The sequence below is a fragment of the Methylopila capsulata genome, from assembly GCF_016907975.1.
Lineage (GTDB): Bacteria > Pseudomonadota > Alphaproteobacteria > Rhizobiales > Methylopilaceae > Methylopila > Methylopila capsulata.
Genome location: NZ_JAFBCY010000005.1, coordinates 44541 through 62805 on the forward strand (window position 1 = coordinate 44541; position 18265 = coordinate 62805).

The 18265-nt window shown below is 71.3% G+C and carries 15 protein-coding genes; 6 read left to right on the forward strand and 9 right to left on the reverse strand.

Annotated features, from left to right (window positions below; translation table 11 throughout):
• Positions 1-162: 162 nt before the first annotated feature.
• Positions 163-792, forward strand: coding sequence for a heme ABC exporter ATP-binding protein CcmA (gene ccmA / locus JOD31_RS18245; RefSeq protein WP_204951869.1), 630 nt, complete (start codon positions 163-165; stop codon positions 790-792).
• Here the strand turns inward: ccmA and JOD31_RS18250 are convergent.
• The 4 genes from JOD31_RS18250 to JOD31_RS18265 form a co-directional block, all read right to left on the reverse strand.
• On the reverse strand, positions 785-1462 hold the full coding sequence (locus tag JOD31_RS18250; protein WP_204951870.1) for an alpha/beta hydrolase: 678 nt from the start codon (positions 1460-1462) through the stop codon (positions 785-787). The two genes, ccmA and JOD31_RS18250, sit on opposite strands and share 8 nt — an antisense overlap.
• Before the next feature lie 31 nt (positions 1463-1493).
• Positions 1494-2663: an HPP family protein gene (locus JOD31_RS18255; RefSeq protein WP_204951871.1), complete on the reverse strand. Its 1170-nt coding sequence runs from the start codon at positions 2661-2663 to the stop codon at positions 1494-1496.
• Between the two features lie 198 nt (positions 2664-2861).
• Positions 2862-4112: a formyl-CoA transferase gene (gene frc, locus JOD31_RS18260; RefSeq protein ID WP_204951872.1), complete on the reverse strand. Its 1251-nt coding sequence runs from the start codon at positions 4110-4112 to the stop codon at positions 2862-2864.
• A 91-nt stretch (positions 4113-4203) separates the two neighbouring features.
• Positions 4204-4647 (reverse strand): PAS domain-containing protein, encoded by a 444-nt coding sequence (locus tag JOD31_RS18265; protein ID WP_204951873.1) that lies wholly within the window; start codon positions 4645-4647, stop codon positions 4204-4206.
• Positions 4648-5333: 686 nt separating this feature from the next.
• On the opposite strand from JOD31_RS18265, the gene JOD31_RS18270 reads away from it, so the two are divergent.
• Complete coding sequence (locus JOD31_RS18270) at positions 5334-5873, forward strand: sigma-70 family RNA polymerase sigma factor (RefSeq protein ID WP_204951874.1); 540 nt, start codon at positions 5334-5336, stop codon at positions 5871-5873.
• On the opposite strand, the gene JOD31_RS18275 is transcribed toward JOD31_RS18270, so the two are convergent.
• The 5 genes from JOD31_RS18275 to JOD31_RS18295 form a co-directional block, all read right to left on the reverse strand.
• Positions 5803-6492: a 4'-phosphopantetheinyl transferase family protein gene (locus tag JOD31_RS18275; protein ID WP_204951875.1), complete on the reverse strand. Its 690-nt coding sequence runs from the start codon at positions 6490-6492 to the stop codon at positions 5803-5805. The genes JOD31_RS18270 and JOD31_RS18275 overlap by 71 nt on opposite strands.
• A 74-nt stretch (positions 6493-6566) precedes the next feature.
• A complete protein-coding gene (locus JOD31_RS18280) occupies positions 6567-7739 on the reverse strand; it encodes a DUF418 domain-containing protein (RefSeq protein WP_204951876.1) in 1173 nt (390 codons plus the stop codon).
• 59 nt (positions 7740-7798) lie between these two features.
• A complete protein-coding gene (locus JOD31_RS18285) occupies positions 7799-8986 on the reverse strand; it encodes a PLP-dependent transferase (protein WP_204951877.1) in 1188 nt (395 codons plus the stop codon).
• 11 nt (positions 8987-8997) lie between these two features.
• Positions 8998-10380, reverse strand: a complete 1383-nt coding sequence (locus JOD31_RS18290) for an MATE family efflux transporter (RefSeq protein ID WP_204951878.1) — start codon at positions 10378-10380, stop codon at positions 8998-9000.
• On the reverse strand, positions 10377-11351 hold the full coding sequence (locus tag JOD31_RS18295; protein ID WP_204951879.1) for a GNAT family N-acetyltransferase: 975 nt from the start codon (positions 11349-11351) through the stop codon (positions 10377-10379). Before JOD31_RS18295 ends, JOD31_RS18290 begins: the two co-directional genes overlap by 4 nt.
• Before the next feature lie 258 nt (positions 11352-11609).
• Here JOD31_RS18295 and JOD31_RS18300 point away from each other — a divergent pair, with 258 nt between their 5' ends.
• The 4 genes from JOD31_RS18300 to JOD31_RS18315 all read left to right on the forward strand — a co-directional run bounded on the left by JOD31_RS18300 (position 11610) and on the right by JOD31_RS18315 (position 18239).
• On the forward strand, positions 11610-11840 hold the full coding sequence (locus JOD31_RS18300) for an MbtH family protein (RefSeq protein WP_204951880.1): 231 nt from the start codon (positions 11610-11612) through the stop codon (positions 11838-11840).
• The gene (locus JOD31_RS18305; protein WP_204951881.1) at positions 11833-15852 is read left to right on the forward strand and encodes a non-ribosomal peptide synthetase; all 4020 of its coding nucleotides are present in this window, start codon (positions 11833-11835) and stop codon (positions 15850-15852) included. The genes JOD31_RS18300 and JOD31_RS18305 overlap by 8 nt, the downstream gene beginning before the upstream one ends.
• Positions 15853-15916: 64 nt before the next feature.
• Entirely contained in the window at positions 15917-17254 is a 1338-nt protein-coding gene (locus tag JOD31_RS18310; protein WP_204951882.1) for a lysine N(6)-hydroxylase/L-ornithine N(5)-oxygenase family protein, read from the forward strand.
• A gap of 121 nt (positions 17255-17375) precedes the next feature.
• Positions 17376-18239 (forward strand): alpha/beta hydrolase, encoded by an 864-nt coding sequence (locus tag JOD31_RS18315; protein ID WP_204951883.1) that lies wholly within the window; start codon positions 17376-17378, stop codon positions 18237-18239.
• Positions 18240-18265 lie beyond the last annotated feature (26 nt).

Sequence of the window (18265 nt, forward strand, 5' to 3'; positions counted from 1 at the left end):
GCCGGAGTGACGCGTGCGCTGCACAACTAGTAGTTCCTGCGCGGTTATAGGGGAAGTCGGAACGCGGTTGAAGCCGCATCGCGTCGCCGCGAAAGTTCTTGGCTCGCACACGAAATCGAGCGGGCGTCGAAGCGTTCCAACGGCCTGCGGCGGGCGGCGGCCATGAAGCTCGTCGTCGAAGGGCTCGGGGTCGACCGCGGCGGCCGGCCCGTGCTGCGCGATCTCGGCTTCGCCGTCGCGGCCGGCGAGGCGCTCGCGGTCCTCGGCCCGAACGGCGCCGGAAAATCCACGCTTCTCCGGACGATAGCGGGCTTGATCGCCCCGGCCGCGGGCCGCGTCGCGCTCGAGGGCGGCGATCCCGATCTCGCGCTCCGCGAGCAGATCCACATGCTGGGCCATCTCGACGCGGTGAAGGGCGGGCTCGCCGTTCGCCGCAACCTGGCCTTCGCCCGTGACGTGCTCGGCGGCGGCGGCGATCTCGACGCCGCGCTGGAGACGGTGGGCCTCGCCCACATCGCCGACCTGCCCGGCTCCGCGCTCTCCGCCGGCCAGCGCCGACGCCTCGCGCTGGCCCGGCTCCTCGCCGCCCCGCGCCCCCTATGGCTGCTGGACGAGCCGACCGCGGCGCTGGACGCCGGCGCCCAGCGGCTGCTGGCGCAGCTGATGGCGGACCACCGCGCGAAGGGCGGCCTGATCGTAGCCGCGACCCACGCCGAACTCGGCCTCCCCGGCGCCGCGACGCTCGACCTGGCCGGCGCGCGCCGGCCTGCGTCCTTGACGGACGTCAGCTGAGGAAGAAGTCGACCGCGCGGGCGGCGACCGCCGGCCGCCAGGCGTGCGGGCCGTCGTACTCCACATAGGTGACGTCGTAGCCGGCGTCCTTCAGCGCGGCCGCATGCCGGCGGCCGCTGCGCTCGATCGGGATCTGCTCGTCCTTGAGCCCGTGCGAGATGAAGATGCGCGGCGCGCCCGCCTGCATGTGGACGGACATGAAGCCGGCCGAAGACACGATCATGTGCGTCACGAGATGGCCGTTGGTCGGCCCCAGCGAGAGCGTGTAGCTGCCGCCGTCGGAGTGTCCGGCGAAGGCGAAGCGCGTCGGGTCGATCATGTAGCGCGCGGCGACCGCCTCCAGCGCGACGTCGAGCCGCTCCCGGTCCGGGCCGTTGCCGGCGATCACGATGTCCCAGGTCGGGAACAGCGACTGCGGCGCGAGCAGGAGGAAGCCGCGCTCTTCGGCGTGGTCGCGCATCATCGGCAGGATCTTCTCCGCGCTGCCTCCGCCGCCGTGGAACAGCGTCATCAGCGGCGTCGGGCGGCGCGGGTTCACGCTCTCGGGCACGAACAGGAACGCGTCGCGCTCCTCGAACAGGCCGAGCGGGTTCAGGCCGGGCGCGAGCGGGTCCCGCGTCGGCAGGCGATGCATGAAGTCGAGCCGGCCGGCGAGATGGGGATCGAGCATGCGGAGGTCTCGTTGGCTTGGATAGCGCGGGTCAGGCCGGCGCCGGGGACGGCGGGTCTTCGGTCGCCTGCGCCAGGAGGGCGACCACGAGGTCGGTCTGGGACACGACGCCGGCGAGCCGTCCGTCGCCGTCCACGACCGGCAGATGATGAAGCCCGGCCTCGGTCATGCGCAGCACCACCTCGGCGATCGAGGTCTCGGGCCGGACCGCCTTCACCGCGCGCGTCATGATGTCGGCGACCACGCCGTGCGGCGCGCGCAGGCCCCTGAGGCTGACCCGGATGCGCTGCCGCAGGCCGAGCCTGGGCCCGCGCGCGCCCCAGGTCGTCTTGTCGAGCAGGTCCGTCTGGGTCACGACGCCCAGCACCCGCGCGCCCTCGTCGGTCACCGGCAGCATCTTCACGTGGTGGCCGCGCATCAGCTCGAGCGCCTCCTTCATCGGGGCGTCCGGACCGATCCCGATGACGTCCTTGGACATGATCTCGGCGCAGGTGGCGGGGCCCCGGCCCGGCCGGTAGGCGTGGACCTGCGCGCGCCGGAAGATCGCCGCGAGATCCGCCGGGGAGACGTCCAGCACCTGGCCGTAATCCTTGAGCGCCGCCGCGAGATCGGAGGCGGAGAGCCCGAGCCGGGCGGCGGGCGTGGGATCGGCGGTCCCGCGGTCCGGCGCGGCGCGCGTGGGCCGGTGGGGATAGGTCCGGCCGGTCAGATTGTTGAAGACGAGCGCGGTCGCGAGCAGCAGGATCGAGTTCGCGAGCACCGGCCAGAGCACGAAGCCGTAGCCGAGGTCATGGATCGCGGAGCCGCCCAGCACCGCGGTCAGCGCCACGGCGCCGCTCGGCGGATGCAGGCACTTCAGCGAGGCCATGAGAGCGATCGCGACGCCTGCGGCGACGGCGGCCGCGACGTAGACGTTTGGGATGAGCAGGACCGCGGTGACGCCGACCAGGCCTGCGACGAGGTTTCCGCCCAGGATCGACCAGGGCTGGGCCAGCGGGCTCGCCGGCACCGCGAACAGCAGCACGGAGGAGGCGCCCATCGGCGCGATCAGAATGGGAAGCGCGGAGCCGTCGCCGACGGCGGCGCGGCTGACGAGACCGGTGACGAGAATCCCGATCAGCGCGCCGATCCCGGACCGCGTCCGTTCCTGCAGGCTGATGTGACCGATCTCGGGGATGAGATCGCGCAGGCGGAAGGGCATCGGCGGACAGCCTCCTGGACGTCGTGGGCCGCGAGCTACGGCGCGGGACGTCCGTCCAGGCGTCACGGCCCCATGCGCCGCGCGGCGGGCGCCCGGCTCGGGGTCGATCTGTGGAATGGCGGCGGGCGGAAAGGCAAGAGGCGACGCCCGACGGCGCCGCCTCCCACACGGGCTTAGAGAGTCGGAGGGCGCCCCTCCTCAGACCGCCCGGGCCTGGTGCAGACGCTCGATCTGCTGCTCGGTGTAGCCGAGATCCTTGAGCACCGCGTCGGTGTGCTCGCCGAGCAGCGGCGAGGCCTTGATGTCGACCTTCATGTCCGAGAACTTGATCGGGCTGCCGACCGTCAGGTACGTGCCGAGCTGCGGGTGCTGCACCTCGACCACCGTGCCGCTGGCGCGCAGGCTCGGGTCGACCGAGATTTCCTTCATCGACAGCACCGGCGAGCACGGGATGTCGAACTTGCGCAGGATGTCGACGGCCTCGAACTTGGTCTTGTCGGCGAGCCACGCCTCGATCACGCCGAAGATGTCCATGATCTTGTCCTGACGGGCGCGGGCGGTGTTGTAGGCCGCGTCGTCGATCCACTCCTCCTTGCCGATCGCCTTGCAGATCGGCGCCCAGGCGTGGCCCTGGATGGTGAAGTAGATGTAGGCGTTGGGATCGGTCTCCCAGCCCTTGCACTTGAGCACCCAGCCTGGCTGGCCGCCGCCGCCCGCGTTGCCGCCGCGCGGCACGACGTCCGTGAACTCGCCGTGCGGGTACTGCGGGTACTCCTCGAGGAAGCCGAGGGCGTCGAGGCGCTGCTGGTCGCGCAGCTTGACGCGGCAGAGGTTGAGCACCGCGTCCTGCATGGAGACGGCGACCTTCTGGCCCTTGCCCGTCTTGTTCTTCTGATGCAGCGCGGTGAGGATGCCGATCGCGAGATGCATGCCGGTGTTGCTGTCGCCGAGCGCTGCGGCCGACACGGTGGGGGGGCCATCCCAGAAGCCGGTGGTCGAGGCCGCGCCGCCGGCGCACTGCGCCACGTTCTCGTAGACCTTCAGGTCCTCATAGTGGTGACCGTCGGAGAAGCCCTTCACCGAGGCGAGGATCATGCCGGGGTTGAGCTCCTGGATGCGCGCCCAGGAGAAGCCCATGCGGTCGAGCGCGCCGGGGCCGAAGTTCTCGACCATGACGTCGGACTCGGCGATCAGCTTCTCGAGCACCTCCTTGCCTTCCGCCGTCTTGGTGTCGAGCGTGAGGGAGCGCTTGTTCGAGTTCAGCATCGTGAAGTACAGCGCGTCCGCGCCTTCGACGTGGCGCAGCTGGGAGCGGGTCACGTCGCCGGCGCCGGGGCGCTCGACCTTGATGACGTCCGCGCCGAACCAGGCGAGCAGCTGCGTGCAGGCCGGCCCGGCCTGAACGTGCGTGAAGTCGATGATCTTGATTCCCTCGAGCGGCTGGGTCATCGCAGTGTCACTCCCTCTTGGCGCCACACGGCCCTCTTGGCCGATCTGACGCGTTGGCTTTTGGACGCGCAGGCGTTGGACGCCGGCGCGGTCAGCTGACCGGCGCTGAACGTGCGGCCGCCTCGAGCTCCGCCAAGCGGCGGCGCATCAGGCGTTCGTCGTTCCAGCGCGTGGTTTCGTCGCGAACGATCGCGGAGATCCCGGCGACCGAGCCGTCGGGCGCGCTCAGCAGGCCGACCGTGAAGGCGATCGACAGCTGGCGCCCGTCCTTGTGCAAAGCCGGCACGCGAAGCGTGTCCGCGCCGTAGCGCGTCTCGCCCGTCCGCATGCTCTTCTCGTATCCCGCCCAGTGCCGCGCGCGGTGGCGCTCCGGCGTGATCAGGTCGAGCGACTGTCCGATCGCCTCGTCGGCCGTGAACCCGAAAATCCGCTCGGCCGCCCCGTTCCAGACCGTGATCAGGCCAGCCGCGTCAGAGACGACGACAGCGTCACCGGCGGTTTCGACGATCTGGGCGAAGTCGATCTCTGCGGACATGTCTGGGCCTGCGGCGAAGCCGCGTCTCGTCGATTTCCTCGGACAAGCGCCGACAGGAATGGCGAACGCGGCCACGACCCGGACTCCGGGCGTGCAGCGTCAGGCGTTCGTGTTCGGCGCAACGACGTCGTGCGTCAGATGGTGCGGATGCGGCGCATCACGGGTTCAGTTCCTCCACTTTGTCGAGGCGGCTTCGCCGCTCTCGAGCGCTGTCCTTGAGGACTTTTGTGCGCTTTGTGGTATTTGGTATGCCAATAACGAGGAGGGTGTCAAGAGCCTCCGCCCTGCCGGCTGCAGGCGCCGCCCTCCCGAGGGCGTCCGAGGCGCGACCGGCCGTTCGCCGCGACATCCAGGGCGGGCCTTTCCGGCGAGATCAGGCCGGCGTCGCCGCTCCTTCGCAAGATCGCTGCAAATGGGCGCACCCCTCTGACCCCACGGCGAAAAATATCCGCATATGGAAATAGAATAATAGTTTTTTGCAGCCTGCTACGGAAGTCATAATACATTTTATTCGCTTGCTTCTGCCGCCAATATCAATTGCATAGCGCGCATAATTGGAACAATTACACATAGTCACTCATCAACTAATCTTGACTCAATCGATCGATACAACAATTGTCCCGCTCGACCTATGCGCTCGACCATATGCCGCCGGCTTGGCGCCGGCCTTCGTCAGCGAGAGAGACATGCCAGCCCAGATCGTCGAACCACGCGCGCCGGGCCTTCTCGAGGCCTTGCTCGCCGAACGGACTCTGCTCGTCGGAATGGCCCAGAAAATCCTGAAATGCCGCCTGAAGGCGGAAGACGTCGTGCAGGACGTCGCCGTGAAGCTGTGCCAGGACCCGCCGAAGCGCGCCATCCAGCGGCCGGGGAGCTATCTCCGGCGGATGGTGCGCAACCACGCCATCGACAGCCTGCGCCGCAGCGTGGGCGAGAGCGCGCAGATGGCGGCGACCGCGGACATGGACGCGCTCGCCTCTCCCTGCGCCTGCCCGCAGGACAGGATCGCGACCTGCCAGGAGCTGTGCCTTGTCGCCCGCGCCCTGCAGGCGCTGCCGTCCCGCACCCGGCAGGCCTTCGTCGCGCACCGACTGGGCGGCGAGCCGCAGAACGCCATCGCCGCGCGGCTTCAGGTCTCCCCGACGCTCGTGAACTTCATGATGCGCGACGCCACGGCGTCCTGCCGGAAAGCCCTGGAGCCAGACGAGAGCCGCTCGGCGGCGTGACCCGGCGGCCGAGCGTCGCCCACGCGACCTGAAGCGCGACCGAGGCGGTCGGAACAGCGAGGGTCGCGATGTGCGCTCCGGTGGGGCGCAGGGCGTGGAAGCTCCACGGCCCGGCGCAGGCGCCCCGCGCCAGACGCAGCGGCGAGGCGTCGGCGTCGAACGCGATCGCGCGGGGGTCGACCGTCCCGAGGCCGACGCCTTGCGCCTTCAGGAAGGCTTCCTTCGCCGTCCAGAGCCGGACGAACGTCGCCGCACGCTCCGCCGGGGGCGCGGCGCGCACCGCGTCGCGTTCGGACGGGGCAAAGGCGACCTCCGCGAGGCCCTCGAAATCCGCATGCGGCTCCAGGCGCTCCACGTCGACCCCCACCTCGCAACCTTGGGACACCGCGAGCGCAAGCAGCCCGCCCGTATGCGACAGGCTGAACCGCAGGCCCACGCGCTCGCACGGACCGGAGATGCGCGGCTTGCCGCCGGGGTCCGGAGCGAAGCGCCAGCGCTCCGGCGCGACGTCGCAGTAGGACGAAAGCGTCGTGCGCACGAGCGCCCGCGCCAGCACGTGAAGGCGACGGCTTCCGGGCGCCCGGAGGGCCTCGGCGCGGCGGCGCTCGCCCGCGTCCATCAGCGCCGCGCACTGGGCGACGACCTCGTCCGGGGCCTCGGACGAGGCGAGCCAGAGATCGACGTCGACGGCGCTCAGGACGGCCGCGCCACGCTTGGACGGACGCGGGTCGGACCGGCGTTCATCGCCGCCGCCATGACGCGCTCGGCCGGCCCCGCCCCGAACCGCCGCTCCCACAACCTCGCCGCCAGCACGAAGCCGAGGAAGATCACGGCCGAGATCCACAGCGTGTCCCACAGCCGCGGCAGGCCGTAGAGCCCGAAGCCGTAGCCGAAGAAGACCAGCGAGGCGACGACCGAGAACCCGAGATAGATCGTCATCGACATCTTGCCCGCGGGCGCGAGCGCCGCCACCGCAGGCTCCGCCGCCGGACGGCGCAGGACGTGGAGCCCGAGCGCCAGCAGGACGAGGCTGAGCGGCAGCGCGAACAGCGGGCGGAGCACGAGAGTGAGCAGAAAGAATTTGCTGCTTCCGGCGCCGCTCGGCACGGAGGCCAGCACGCCGTAGGCGATGTTTCCGAGCACGGCGGGAACCAGCGCGTAGAGCGCGAGCGAGGCCACCAGCTTCGGCAGCCGTTCGGCGCCCCCGCGCTCGGCGAAGCGACCGGCCGCGAAGCCGAACAGCATGGCGGCGAACGAGAGCGGATAGTTCGACCAGAGGCAGTAGCTCTGGAACGACGCCCAGTTCTGAAGCCGGATCGCCATGATGTCGAGGAACCCGCCCGAGGCGAGCACAGCGGTGTTGTCGGCGAAGCCGCCGCCGGCCGGCGGCGCCAGCAGGAACCGCAGGCCGAAGGCCCCGATGCCGAGCACGGCGAGCGTCCAGAAGCCGATCGCGGCGCCCACGAGGAAGCGGCAGGAGCGGTTGCGGAACAGGATCAGCGCCGCCCCTAGGACCGCATAGGGCAGCAGGATGTCGCTCTCGAACAGCAGCGCGAGGTCGGCGACGCCGAAGGCGCCGAGCGCCAGCAGCCGCCGTCCGTAGCGTCCGACGCCGTAGCGCGACAGCTGCCGCCACGCGCCGTAGCCGAACAGCGCGGAGAAGATCAGGATGAACTTGCTTTCGAACACGCCCTGGATGGTCGCCGCCGCCAGAAGGTCGGCGACCGATGGGCCGGTCTTCTCCCAGGCGGTCCCGGCGAAGCCGCCGGACAGCGCGAAGAACGGCAGGTTGACGACGAGGATGCCGAACAGGGCGCAGGCGCGCAGGGCGTCGATCGATTGATCCCGGCCGGTGGGGGCGTGCATGGGGGCCTCTCTGTCTCTCGGCGGATGAGCGAAGGAACGGGCGGGGCGGGCGCCTTCCGTCACCGCCTTGCGCGGGCGAGCGCCTGCTCGACGTCGGTCCAGATGACGTCGGCGTCCTCCAGGCCGACGCCGAAGCGCACGGCGCGCGGGCTGACGCCGAAGCGCTGCAGGGAGTTCGCCTCGCCCGGCATCTGCAGGGGCGCGAGCGCCGGCATCACCAGCGATTCCGGCCCGCCCCAGCTGACCCCGATCCGCACGTGGCCGAGCGCGTCGGCGAAGCGCGCGACGTCGATCGCGTCGGTGACTTCGAAGGCGAACAGGCCGCCGAAGCCCGACAGGGTCGCCTTGCCGGGGTGGTCGCTGAAGGCCGGGTGCCGCACGCGCTCGACCTCGGGGTGGGCGGCGAGCCGCTCCGCGAGCGCGAGCCCGCTCGCCATGTGGCGCTCCATCCTGAGCGGTAGCGTGCGCATGCCGCGCAGCAGCAGCCAGGCCTCCAGCGGCGAGAGCTTGGCGCCGAGGTAGGGGTAGGAGCCCGTGTTTATGCGCGCGAGGTGCGCGGCCGAGCCGACGACCAGACCGCCCACCGTGTCGCTGTGCCCGCCAAGATATTTGGAGGCCGCATGGATCACGAGGTCGACGCCGTGGGCGATCGGCTTCTGGTAGAGCGGCGTCGCCCAGGAGTTGTCGATGACGGTCAGTACGCCGTGGCGGCGGGCCTCGGCCGCGACCGCCGGCAGGTCCTGCAGGTCGAAGACGAGCGAGGTCGGGCTCTCGAGGTAGAGCAGCTTGGCGCCCGGCAGGGCGGCGACCACCGCGTCCGTGTCGGAGCCGTCGACGTAATCGACCGCGACGCCGAACTTCCTGAGGAGCTTCTCGCAGATCCTAAAGGCGTCGCTGTAGAGGTGGCGCACCGCGACGATGCGGTCCCCCTGCTCCAGGAAGGCGAGCAGGGTGGCCGCGATCGCGCCGGTGCCGCTGGAGAAGGCGCGGGCGGCCTCGGCGCCCTCGAGCGCCGCCACCAGGCTTTCGAGCTCCATCACGGTCGGGTTGTCGCCGCGCGAGTAGATGAACTGCTTGGAGCGCCCCGCGAACACCGCCTCCAGATCGGCGTAGCTGTCGAAGGTGAACAGCGAGGTCTGGAAGATCGCGGGCGAGGCGGCGTTGAACGGGCTGTTCGCCGGCGGCGCCGCGATCCGGGTGGCGGCGTCGAGCAGGAGGTGGTCGGGGTCGAGGATCGGCTTGTTCATGGGGGTCGCCTTCACGAGGTCTGGGGCTTGGGCGTCAGGCGGGAAGGATCGGGCCGGCGAAGCTCGCCGAGCAGCGTCGCGCCGAGGCCCGCCGCGAGCAGCGCCGTCAGACCGGCCGCGGCGGCGAGGCTCCAGGCGACGCCGGCGAAGCCGAACCACAGGGGCAGCACGGCGAGCAGCGGCAGCAGCAGGTAGCCGTTGGGCGCGAGGCTGAGCGCCGCCGCCTGCCGCGGCTTACCCGCCGACTGGAGCAGGACGAGCAGCACGTAGCGGAGGCCGAGGAACGGGAACACGACGTGGGACGCCACCAGCGCCTCGGCGGCGAGGTCGATCGTGGCGGGATCGGCGGTGAAGAGGCCCGCGATCGGCCGCGCGAATAGGATGACGGCGAAGGCGTAGGCCGCGCAGAAGGCGGACGAGGCCGCCCCCATGAATCCGGCGGCGTCCGCCACGCGGCCCCGGTCGCCCGCGCCCCAGGCGTAGCCGAGCACGGGCTGGCCGCCGAGCGCGAAGCCGATCACCGGCAGGGTGCCGAGGGTCATCACCCGGAGCGCGATCCCGATCGCGGCGATTCCGGCCTCGCCTGCATGGGCGCCTGCGCTGCGGTAGAGGATGGCGAAGGCGGCGCCGGTCAGCGCGCTGGAGGCCGCGATCGGCAGGCCGATGGCGACGACGGGTCCGAGCACTCTTCGGCGCAGACGCGCGAGCCGCGGCGCCACCCGCAGCACGCCCCAGCGGCGGCGGAAGTAGAGCGCGTAGACGCAGAGCACCACGACCTGCGAGATCAAGGTGGCGAGCGCCGCGCCCGCGACGCCGAGACCAAACCCGAAGATCAGCACGGGATCGAGCGCGACGTTGAGGCCGAAGCCGCCGATCAGCGTCCACATGCTGAAGCGGGTGTTGCCTTCGGAGATCGCGACGAAGTCGCAGATGATCTGCAGCAGGATCAAAGTCGACCCGAGAGCGGCGACGATCAGGTAGCTCTCGGCCATCGGCAGCGTCGCCTCCGGCGCGCCGAACAGCTCCAGCAGCGGCCTTCGCGCGAGGATGGTCACGGCCGTTAGCAGCAGGCCGAGGGGGATCGCGACCGCGATCACGGTGGAGGCGACGACGCCGGCCTCCGTCTTGCGCCGGGCCCCGAGCAGGCGCCCGATGGTGGCCGCCGCGCCGACGCCGAGGCCCTCGCCGACGGCGGCGATCAGGATGACGATCGGCAGCGCCAAGGTGACCGCCGCGATCGCCTCGACGCCGATCGCCCCTACAAACAGAGCGTTCGCGGTGTGGTGGGCGGCGTTGGCGGACAGGCCGATGACGGCGGGCAGGGCCAGCCGGACGACGAGGCGCTTGAGGTCCGGCGCGCCGAGGTCGGCGGGGGCGAACAGGCCCGCGCTCATGCTGTTTTTTCCGGAGCCCACAGCCGGTCGCCGAAGAAACGCTCGCGCAGGAGCATCACCAGCAGCGCCCGTTTGTGCGGAAAATCGAAGTGCTTGACCTTGGCGAAGCCGGCCTTGTCGAGGTTGCGGATCTGCTGGGCGTGGGTGGCCCTGGGCTCGCCGACGATGCGCCGGGTCCGGGGGTCGTCCAGGAACATGTAGTGCATCAGCGAGGGCAGCCAGGCGGTGATGAAGTCCTTGCCGCGAAAGGCGTCTTCGCCGATCAGCACATGCCAGCCGCGGTCGTGGTCGTCGGCGTCGTAGAACGGTCCGAGCCGATTCTCCTTGGCCCAGTAGAGCTCGAAATAGCCGAAGGGCGCGCCGTCGAACTCGCCGATCAGGGTGAGCAGGTGCGGGTCGGCCGCGCGCTCCTCCAGCGAGGCGCGATGGGCCTCCAGCGTCCCCGCCTCCTCCCAGACCGCGTCGACCCGCGGGTCGTTCATCCAGCGGTGGAACAGGGCAAGGTCGCGGTTAACCTCGAGGGCGCGGAAACGCAACGTCTGGTTAACCCAAGGGATACTCCGGGCGTACACGACGCCGCGCGGTTTCGAAGGTCGGAGCGGATGGCGGCGCCCGGCCGTGACGACCGGCAGCTCCGGGTAGACGGGCCGGTCGCGCTCCGCGAGCCAGGTCGAGGGCCGCTGCCAGAGCAGCTCCGGCCGGACCACCAGCCGCCCGGCGTCGGGAACGACGATCGCCTCCGCGATCAGCCGCGCCCGCCCGGCCTCGTCGGCGCAGACGACCTCGATCGTCGGGGCCTCCCGGTCCTCCGCGGTCAGAGCTTCCGCGACCGCGGCGACGGCCTTCGCAAGCTGGCCCGGCTCGGCCGGCTCCGGCGCGAGGACGACGCCGGCCTCCGACCGCTCGATCCGGACGTCCGGGGCCAGGGAGTGCGCTTGGGCGAGGCTCGGGGTTTTGGCGACGACGTTCATGGCGGTCCTCGGAGTGCTCCCTGATGCGGGAGGCGATTTCGGGGCCTGTTCAGAGCCCGGACGACCGGTTCAGGAGCGCAGCGCGTGCTTCGAGACGCCCCCATCGGCCGCTCCAAACGGGCCTTCACGACCCAAGACGAGGTCCGCACCCCGGAATTTAGGTTCGGATGAAAAATTCGGCGCCGGCCTAAATCCCGGGCGCTCGGGTCCGTCTTGGGGGTGTTCGCTCCGGACATCTCTTCCGAGGACCCAAGCCCCATGACAGACGACGAGCTTTGGCAGGTCGTGCAGGACCGCGAGGGCCGATACTCGGTCTGGCCGCAGGACCGCGCCGCCCCGCTCGGCTGGACCACGACCGGCTTCGCCGGCCGCCGCGCGGCCTGCGTCGCGCACATCGACGCGACCTGGACCGACCCGCTCCCCGCCCGCTGGCGGGCCGTTCTCGACGCCCGGACAACGGCTGAACCGAAGGGGTCCGCCCATGCGTGAACCCGTTCTCGCCGCGCCCGCCGACGTGGTGGACCTCGCCCGGCCGGCGGAGACCGCCGCCGGCTTCCCGCTGTCGGTCGCGCAGAAGCGCATCTGGTCGCTCGGCCTCGTCGGCGCCCACGGCGTCTTCCCCGCCCAGACGCTGGCGCTGGTCTTCGCGCAGGCGCCGGACGACGCCGCGCTCCGCGCGCTCGCAGCCATCCACCCCTCGCTCCGCACACGCTTCCGGCGGTTCGCCGGCGGGCGCATCGAGCAGGTCGCGGCGCCCGCGGAGGAGTTGGTCGTCGAACGGCTCGACCTCGCCCTGCATCCGGCCGAATCCGAAGAGGCCGGCCTCGCCCGCCTGGTCGACGCCTTCGCGGCCCGCCCGTTCGATCTCGACCGCGAGCCTGCGGCCCGCATCGCCCGCATCGCCCTCTCCGGCGGCCGTTCGGCCATCGCCCTCACGCTGCACCCGATCGTCGCCGACCCCGCCTCGCTGCGCGTTCTCGCCCGCGACCTGGCGGCGGCGGCGAACGGGGACGCGCCCGGCGAGGTTCGCGACGCCGCGCTGACGCTGGCCCCGGCCGAGCAGGCGTGGCTGCGCGCGCCGGCTTTCGCGGACACCCTGGAGTACTGGCGCGCGGCCTTCGCGGGCGAGCACGCCGCGGCGACGCTGCCGCTGAAGAACGGCCTCGGCGCCGCCGCGGCCGGCGTCCGCGGGCGCAGCGCGTTCCGGATCGCGCCCGAGACCGTGCGGGGCCTTGAAGCGCTTGGCGCCCGCGAGGGCCTGCCGCTCCCGACGCTGGTGTTCGCCGGCTTTCACACCCTGCTCGCCCGCTACTCCGGCCAGTGGGCGCTCCGCACCGGCATCGTGATCGAGAACCGGGCGGACACCGCCCGCGCCGGAACGGTCGGCCGCTTTGAGGACGTGGCGCCGCTGCACCTCGACCTGGCCTCAAGCGCGAGCTTCGTCGCTCTTGCCCGCGCGGCGCAGGCTAGGCTCGACGACGCCCTCGCCCACCACGCGCCGATCGAGCGGCTGGCGCAGGAGCTGTGGCGCCACGAGGGCGACGCCAGCGAAAGCCTGGTGAAGACGCTGTTCGAGTTCCGGGAGGCGCTTGGTCTGGACGAGGCGGCCCCCCTCACCCGCCCCCTCGCCGCCCGGGCGGACACCGACTTCATCCTCACGGTTCAACCCGCTGCGGACGGCGGGCTGGACGCGGTGATGGACTACGCCGAGGGGCTCTACGACGCCCGGCTCGTCGCCCGCGCCGCGAACGGCCTGACCCGGATTCTTCGGGCCGCCGCCGAGAACGGCGCGGTGCGCCTGCGCGACATCGCGCTGGTCGAGGCCGACGAACTGGACTGGCTCTCCGCGCCCTACCCCGACGACGTGATCGACGACGACCGTCCCGTGCACGAGCTGATCGCGGACCACGCGGCGCGGACCCCCGACAAGGTCGCGATCCTCTACGCCGAGGAGAGCTGGACCCACGGCGAGCTCGACCGCTTCGCGAACCGCCTCGCCCATCGGCTCGTCCGCGAGGGCGTCGGTCCCGAGGACTGCGTCGCGATCGCGGTGAAACGCAGCCCGCAGGCGATCGGCGCGATGCTCGCGACGCTGAAGGCCGGCGGCGCCTACATCCCCGTGGAGCCCGACCACCCGGCGGTCCGCAACGACCACATCTTCCGCGACGCGGGCGTGAAGGTCATCGTCACCAACAGCTGGCTGACGGCGAAGATCCCGACCGGGGTCGACGCCGTGGTGCTGGAGCTCGACCGCATCGACCTCGAGGCCGAGCCGGCGGCGGCCCCCGAGACGCCTCCGGTCCACGACGACCAGCTCGCCTACGTGATGTACACCTCCGGCTCCACCGGCCTGCCCAAGGGCGTCGGCGTGGAGCACGGGCCGCTGACGCATCACCTGCAGTCGACGGCGCGGGTCTACGGCATGACCGAGATCTCGCGGGAGCTGCCGTTCCTGCCGTTCTCCTCCGACGGCGGGCATGAGCGCTGGATGAACCCGCTGATGGTCGGCGGCTCCATCATCCTGCCCGACCAGCCGCTGTGGACGCCGGAGGAAACGCTCGCCGCGATGCGCCGGCATGGGGCGAACAACGCCTCGATCCCCACCACCTACCTCCAGCAGCTGGCGGAGGAGGCCGACGCCAATGCAAGCGCGCCGCCCATGCGGCTCTACTCCTTCGGCGGCGAAGGTCTGCCGCAGACCACCTTCGAGCTGCTGTCGCGCTCGCTGAACTCCGAGTGGCTGATCAACGGCTACGGCCCGACCGAGACCATCATGACGCCGATGGTCTGGAAGGTGCGCGCCGGCGCCCGCTTCGAAGGGACCTACGCCCCGCTCGGCTGGTGCGTTGGCCGCCGCCGCGCCTATGTGCTGGACGCCGACCTGAACCCCTGCCCGATCGGCGTGACCGGCGAGCTCTATCTCGGCGGCGAAGGCGTGGCGCGCGGCTATCTCGGCCGGCCCGGCGTCACCGCCGACCGCTTCATGCCGGACCCGTTCAGCGCCGAGGGCGGCCGGCTCTACCGCTCCGGCGACATGACGCGCTGGCGCGAGGACGGCTCGGTGGAGTTCGTCGGCCGCGTCGACCACCAGGTGAAGCTGCGCGGCTTCCGCATCGAGCTCGGCGAGATCGAGGCGGCGCTGCTGGCGCAGGACGGCGTGGGCGAGAGCCTCGTCATCCTGCGCGAGGACGACGGCCGCAAGGCGCTGGTCGCCTATGTGGTCCCGAAGGCCGGGGCGACCCTCGACGGCGACGCGCTTCGCCGCGCGCTGGTGCGGGAGCTGCCGGACTACATGGTCCCGGCCGCCATCGTGCCGCTGGAGCGCATGCCGACCAACCCCAACAGCAAGCTCGACCGCATGGCGCTGCCGGCGCCGAAGCTCAAGCTCTCCGAGAGCGTTCCGCCCGCGACGCCGCTGGAGGAGGAGCTGCTGGCGCTCTGGAAGCAAGTGCTGAACGTCGAGGCGCTCGGCGTCACCGACAACTTCTTCGAGATCGGCGGCCATTCGCTCGCGGCGGTCAAGATCGTGAGCCGGCTTCGCGCGCTGAAGCCGAAGGCCAAGGTGACCATCGCCGACCTGTTCAACGAGGCCACGGTGCGCAAGCTCGCGGCCTCGATCGAGCGCGGCGGCGAGGCGACCGGCGGCCAGGTGATCCGCCTGCGCGAGAGCGGCTCCCGGCCGATGCTGTACTGCTTCCCCGGCCTGCTGGTCTCGACCCGCGAGTACGTCAAGCTCGTCGACTTCCTCGGGCCGGAGCAGCCGGCCACGGGCTTCATCTGCTACTCGCTGTCGGAGGAAAAGAAGCTCGACGCATCGGTGGAGGAGATCACCGGGCGTTACGTCGACCACATCCGCAAGGAGAGCGCTGGCCGCCCCTGCTTCTTCCTCGGCTGGTCCTGGGGCGGGCTGCTCGCCTACGAGGCGGCGCGGATGCTGGGCTCCGACATCGACCTCCGGCTCGTCGGCATGATCGACGTCTGCGACCTCGGGACCGAGTTCGCGATCGGCGCGACGCCGCAGTTCGCTCCGGGCGAGCGCGACGAGCTGCAGCGGCTCGTCACCGAATGGCTGGGCCGCACGAGGATGCGCGCCGACTGGGACCGCCTGCTCGGCTCCATGGACGCGCGCACCTACGACCAGTTCCTGCGCTTCGTGGGCGACGAGGAGGAGAGCCTGCCGACCGACGGGCCGGACATCTCCAGCCGCGAGCACACCTTCTGGATCCTGATCGACAACGCGCTGATCTTCCGCCGCCACGTGCTGCAGCCCTTCGACGCGCCGATCCACTCCTGGGCGGCCGAGGACAGCCTGCACCGCGGGCTCAACCTGATGGACTGGCGCCGACTCTCGCGGCGGGCGAACCCGGCCGAGATCATCGCCGGCACCAACCACCTCCACGTCATCGGATCGAGCGCCTTCCACAGCCGCTTCGCGGCGCGGATCGACGAGGCGATGGCGGGGCTGGACGGGACCGAGAGGCGAAAACGCATGAGCGGGTGAGGCGTCCCCCGCCCGCCAAACGCCTTTCCCAACAAAGCCCTTCCTGTCCAAGGACCTGACGACGATGAGCGACACCGCCCGTACGACCGACCTCGACAGCATCGAACCCCTGGACCTCGCCGGCGTCGGCGTCGGCCCGTTCAACCTCAGCCTCGCCGCCCAGCTCGACAGCGTGCCGGAGCTCTCCGCACGCTTCTTCGAGCGCCGCCCGCGCTTCGACTGGCACCCCGGCATGATGCTGCCGGACGTCGAGCTGCAGTCGTCCTACCTCAAGGACCTCGTCACCTCGACCAACCCGACGAGCCCGTGGTCCTTCACCTCCTACCTCGTCCAGACCAAGCGCTTCTTCGCCTTCCTCAACGCGCACTACGACGCCGCGCCGCGGAAGGAGTTCGCGCGCTATTTCGCCTGGGTGGCGGAGCAGCTGCCGACGCTGACCTTCGGCGCCGACGTGAGCGAGGTCGACCACGACGGGCGCGACTTCGTGCTGACGGTGGACGGGACGAAACGGCGCGCGCGCAACCTCGCGATCGGCGTCGGCATGCAGCCGCAGCTGCCGGACTGGGCGCAGGGCTTCGACCGCGGCCGCTGCTTCCACGCGAGCGAGGCGGTGGACCGGCTGCCGGGCCTGCCCGCGGGCCGCGTCGCGGTCATCGGCGGCGGGCAGAGCGGCGCGGAGATCGTGCAGCATCTGCTCGCCCAGGAGACGCCGCCGCAGGCGCTGAGCTGGCTCAGCCGCCGCCACAACTTCGAGCCGCTGAACGACACGCCGTTCTCGAACCAGGTGTTTTCGCCGGAGTACGTCGACGCCTACCGCAAGCTCGGCGACGAGCGGAAGACCGCGGCCTTCGCGACCGCGGTGCTGACCAGCGACGGCGTCTCGCCCTCGACCATCGACGCGATCTACCGGCGGCTCTACGCCATGCGCTACCTCGAGGACAGCCCGGTCGACGCCGCCATGCTGCCGAGCCGCGACGTGATCCAGGCCGAGGAGCGCAACGGCGAGTACCGGCTGATCGTGCGCAACGGATTCGACGGCGGCATCGAGGTGCTGTTCGCCGACGCGCTGGTGCTCGCCACCGGCTACCGCTTCCGCCTGCCGGACGCGCTGGCGCCGCTGAAGCGCCGGATCGCGACCGACCGGCAGGACCGGCTGATCCTCGCCGACGACTACTCCGTCGCCTGGGACGGGCCGCGCCACGCCCGCATCTTCGCGCTCAACGCCGGCCGCCACAGCCACGGCATCGCCGAGAGCCAGCTCAGCCTGATGGCCTGGCGCAGCTCGGCGATCGTGAACGCCCTCGTCGGCTACGACCGCTTCGACCTGGAGCTGCCCGAGCCGATGGTGAACTGGGCCTCGATCGCCCCGGCCGTCGCCGGCGCCGCCCGGGCCGACGCGTGAGAGACGTCGCCCCCTCGCCCGTGTCGCGCCTTCGCGGCGCGCGGCTTCCCGCACGGAAGCTTGACGGCGGACGCCGGCCAAGCGAGGGGGCGCGCCCAACCTCGAACCGCCGGACATCGCCTTGACCGACCTTCCCGTGACCCTGCCCGGCTGCGTCCGGTTCGACCTCGCGCCCGCTGCGGGCGGCGCGCCCTACCGCATCTTCCTGCGGACGCCGCCGGGCGAGGCGCCCGCCGCGGGCTGGCCCGTGATCTATCTCCTCGACGGCAACGCCGTGTTCGCGACCGCCGTCGACGCGCTCCGGTCACAGACGCCCTGGCCGATGGGGACGGGGATCTCCGACGCCGTGGTCGTCGCAGTCGGCTATCCCACGGACGGGGCCTACGACAGCGTGCGCCGCTCCTGGGACTACGGCCCGCCGCCCGGCGCGACCTACCCCCGCCACACGCCGGACGGTCCCGAGGTGCGGACCGGCGGCGCGGCCGACTTCCTCGCCTTCCTCGCGGACGAGCTGAAGCCCGAGATCGCCCGCCGGGTCGCGACCGACCCGGCCGGGACCGCGCTGTTCGGCCACTCCTTCGGCGGCCTCTGCGCGCTCTACGGGCTGTTCACCCGGCCCGAGGCCTTCTCGCACTGGATCGCGGTGAGCCCCACGATCTACTGGGAGGACTTCAACCTCCTCCCCCACGCCGACCGCTTCGGCGCCCGCGCCGACCGGCCCGCCGGCCTCAAGGTGCTGATCTCGGTCGGCGAGTACGAGGAGCGGCTGGCGCCCTTCCAGATCGGCGCCGCCGACGAGGACAAGCGCCGCGCGGCGCAGGCGCGTGCGCAGACTGAAAGCCACGCGCGCGCCATGCACGCGCGCCTGGGCGCGCTCGACGGCGTGACTAGCGCCTTCGCGCTGATCCGCGGCGAGACCCACATGTCGGTGCTTCCGACAGCAGTCAACCAGGCCATCCGCTTCGCCTTCGGCGCATGGGACTGATTTCGTTTGATTGTAAAAATTAAAAA

What these genes read in the sequence shown, in the direction of transcription:
- ccmA (WP_204951869.1), top strand. Translation starts at nt 163, where the DNA reads ATGAAGCTCGTCGTCGAAGGGCTCGGGGTCGACCGCGGCGGCCGGCCC.
- JOD31_RS18250 (WP_204951870.1), bottom strand. Translation starts at nt 1,462, where the DNA reads ATGCTCGATCCCCATCTCGCCGGCCGGCTCGACTTCATGCATCGCCTG.
- JOD31_RS18255 (WP_204951871.1), bottom strand. Translation starts at nt 2,663, where the DNA reads ATGCCCTTCCGCCTGCGCGATCTCATCCCCGAGATCGGTCACATCAGC.
- frc (WP_204951872.1), bottom strand. Translation starts at nt 4,112, where the DNA reads ATGACCCAGCCGCTCGAGGGAATCAAGATCATCGACTTCACGCACGTT.
- JOD31_RS18265 (WP_204951873.1), bottom strand. Translation starts at nt 4,647, where the DNA reads ATGTCCGCAGAGATCGACTTCGCCCAGATCGTCGAAACCGCCGGTGAC.
- JOD31_RS18270 (WP_204951874.1), top strand. Translation starts at nt 5,334, where the DNA reads ATGCCAGCCCAGATCGTCGAACCACGCGCGCCGGGCCTTCTCGAGGCC.
- JOD31_RS18275 (WP_204951875.1), bottom strand. Translation starts at nt 6,492, where the DNA reads ATGGACGCGGGCGAGCGCCGCCGCGCCGAGGCCCTCCGGGCGCCCGGA.
- JOD31_RS18280 (WP_204951876.1), bottom strand. Translation starts at nt 7,739, where the DNA reads ATGCACGCCCCCACCGGCCGGGATCAATCGATCGACGCCCTGCGCGCC.
- JOD31_RS18285 (WP_204951877.1), bottom strand. Translation starts at nt 8,986, where the DNA reads ATGAACAAGCCGATCCTCGACCCCGACCACCTCCTGCTCGACGCCGCC.
- JOD31_RS18290 (WP_204951878.1), bottom strand. Translation starts at nt 10,380, where the DNA reads ATGAGCGCGGGCCTGTTCGCCCCCGCCGACCTCGGCGCGCCGGACCTC.
- JOD31_RS18295 (WP_204951879.1), bottom strand. Translation starts at nt 11,351, where the DNA reads ATGAACGTCGTCGCCAAAACCCCGAGCCTCGCCCAAGCGCACTCCCTG.
- JOD31_RS18300 (WP_204951880.1), top strand. Translation starts at nt 11,610, where the DNA reads ATGACAGACGACGAGCTTTGGCAGGTCGTGCAGGACCGCGAGGGCCGA.
- JOD31_RS18305 (WP_204951881.1), top strand. Translation starts at nt 11,833, where the DNA reads ATGCGTGAACCCGTTCTCGCCGCGCCCGCCGACGTGGTGGACCTCGCC.
- JOD31_RS18310 (WP_204951882.1), top strand. Translation starts at nt 15,917, where the DNA reads ATGAGCGACACCGCCCGTACGACCGACCTCGACAGCATCGAACCCCTG.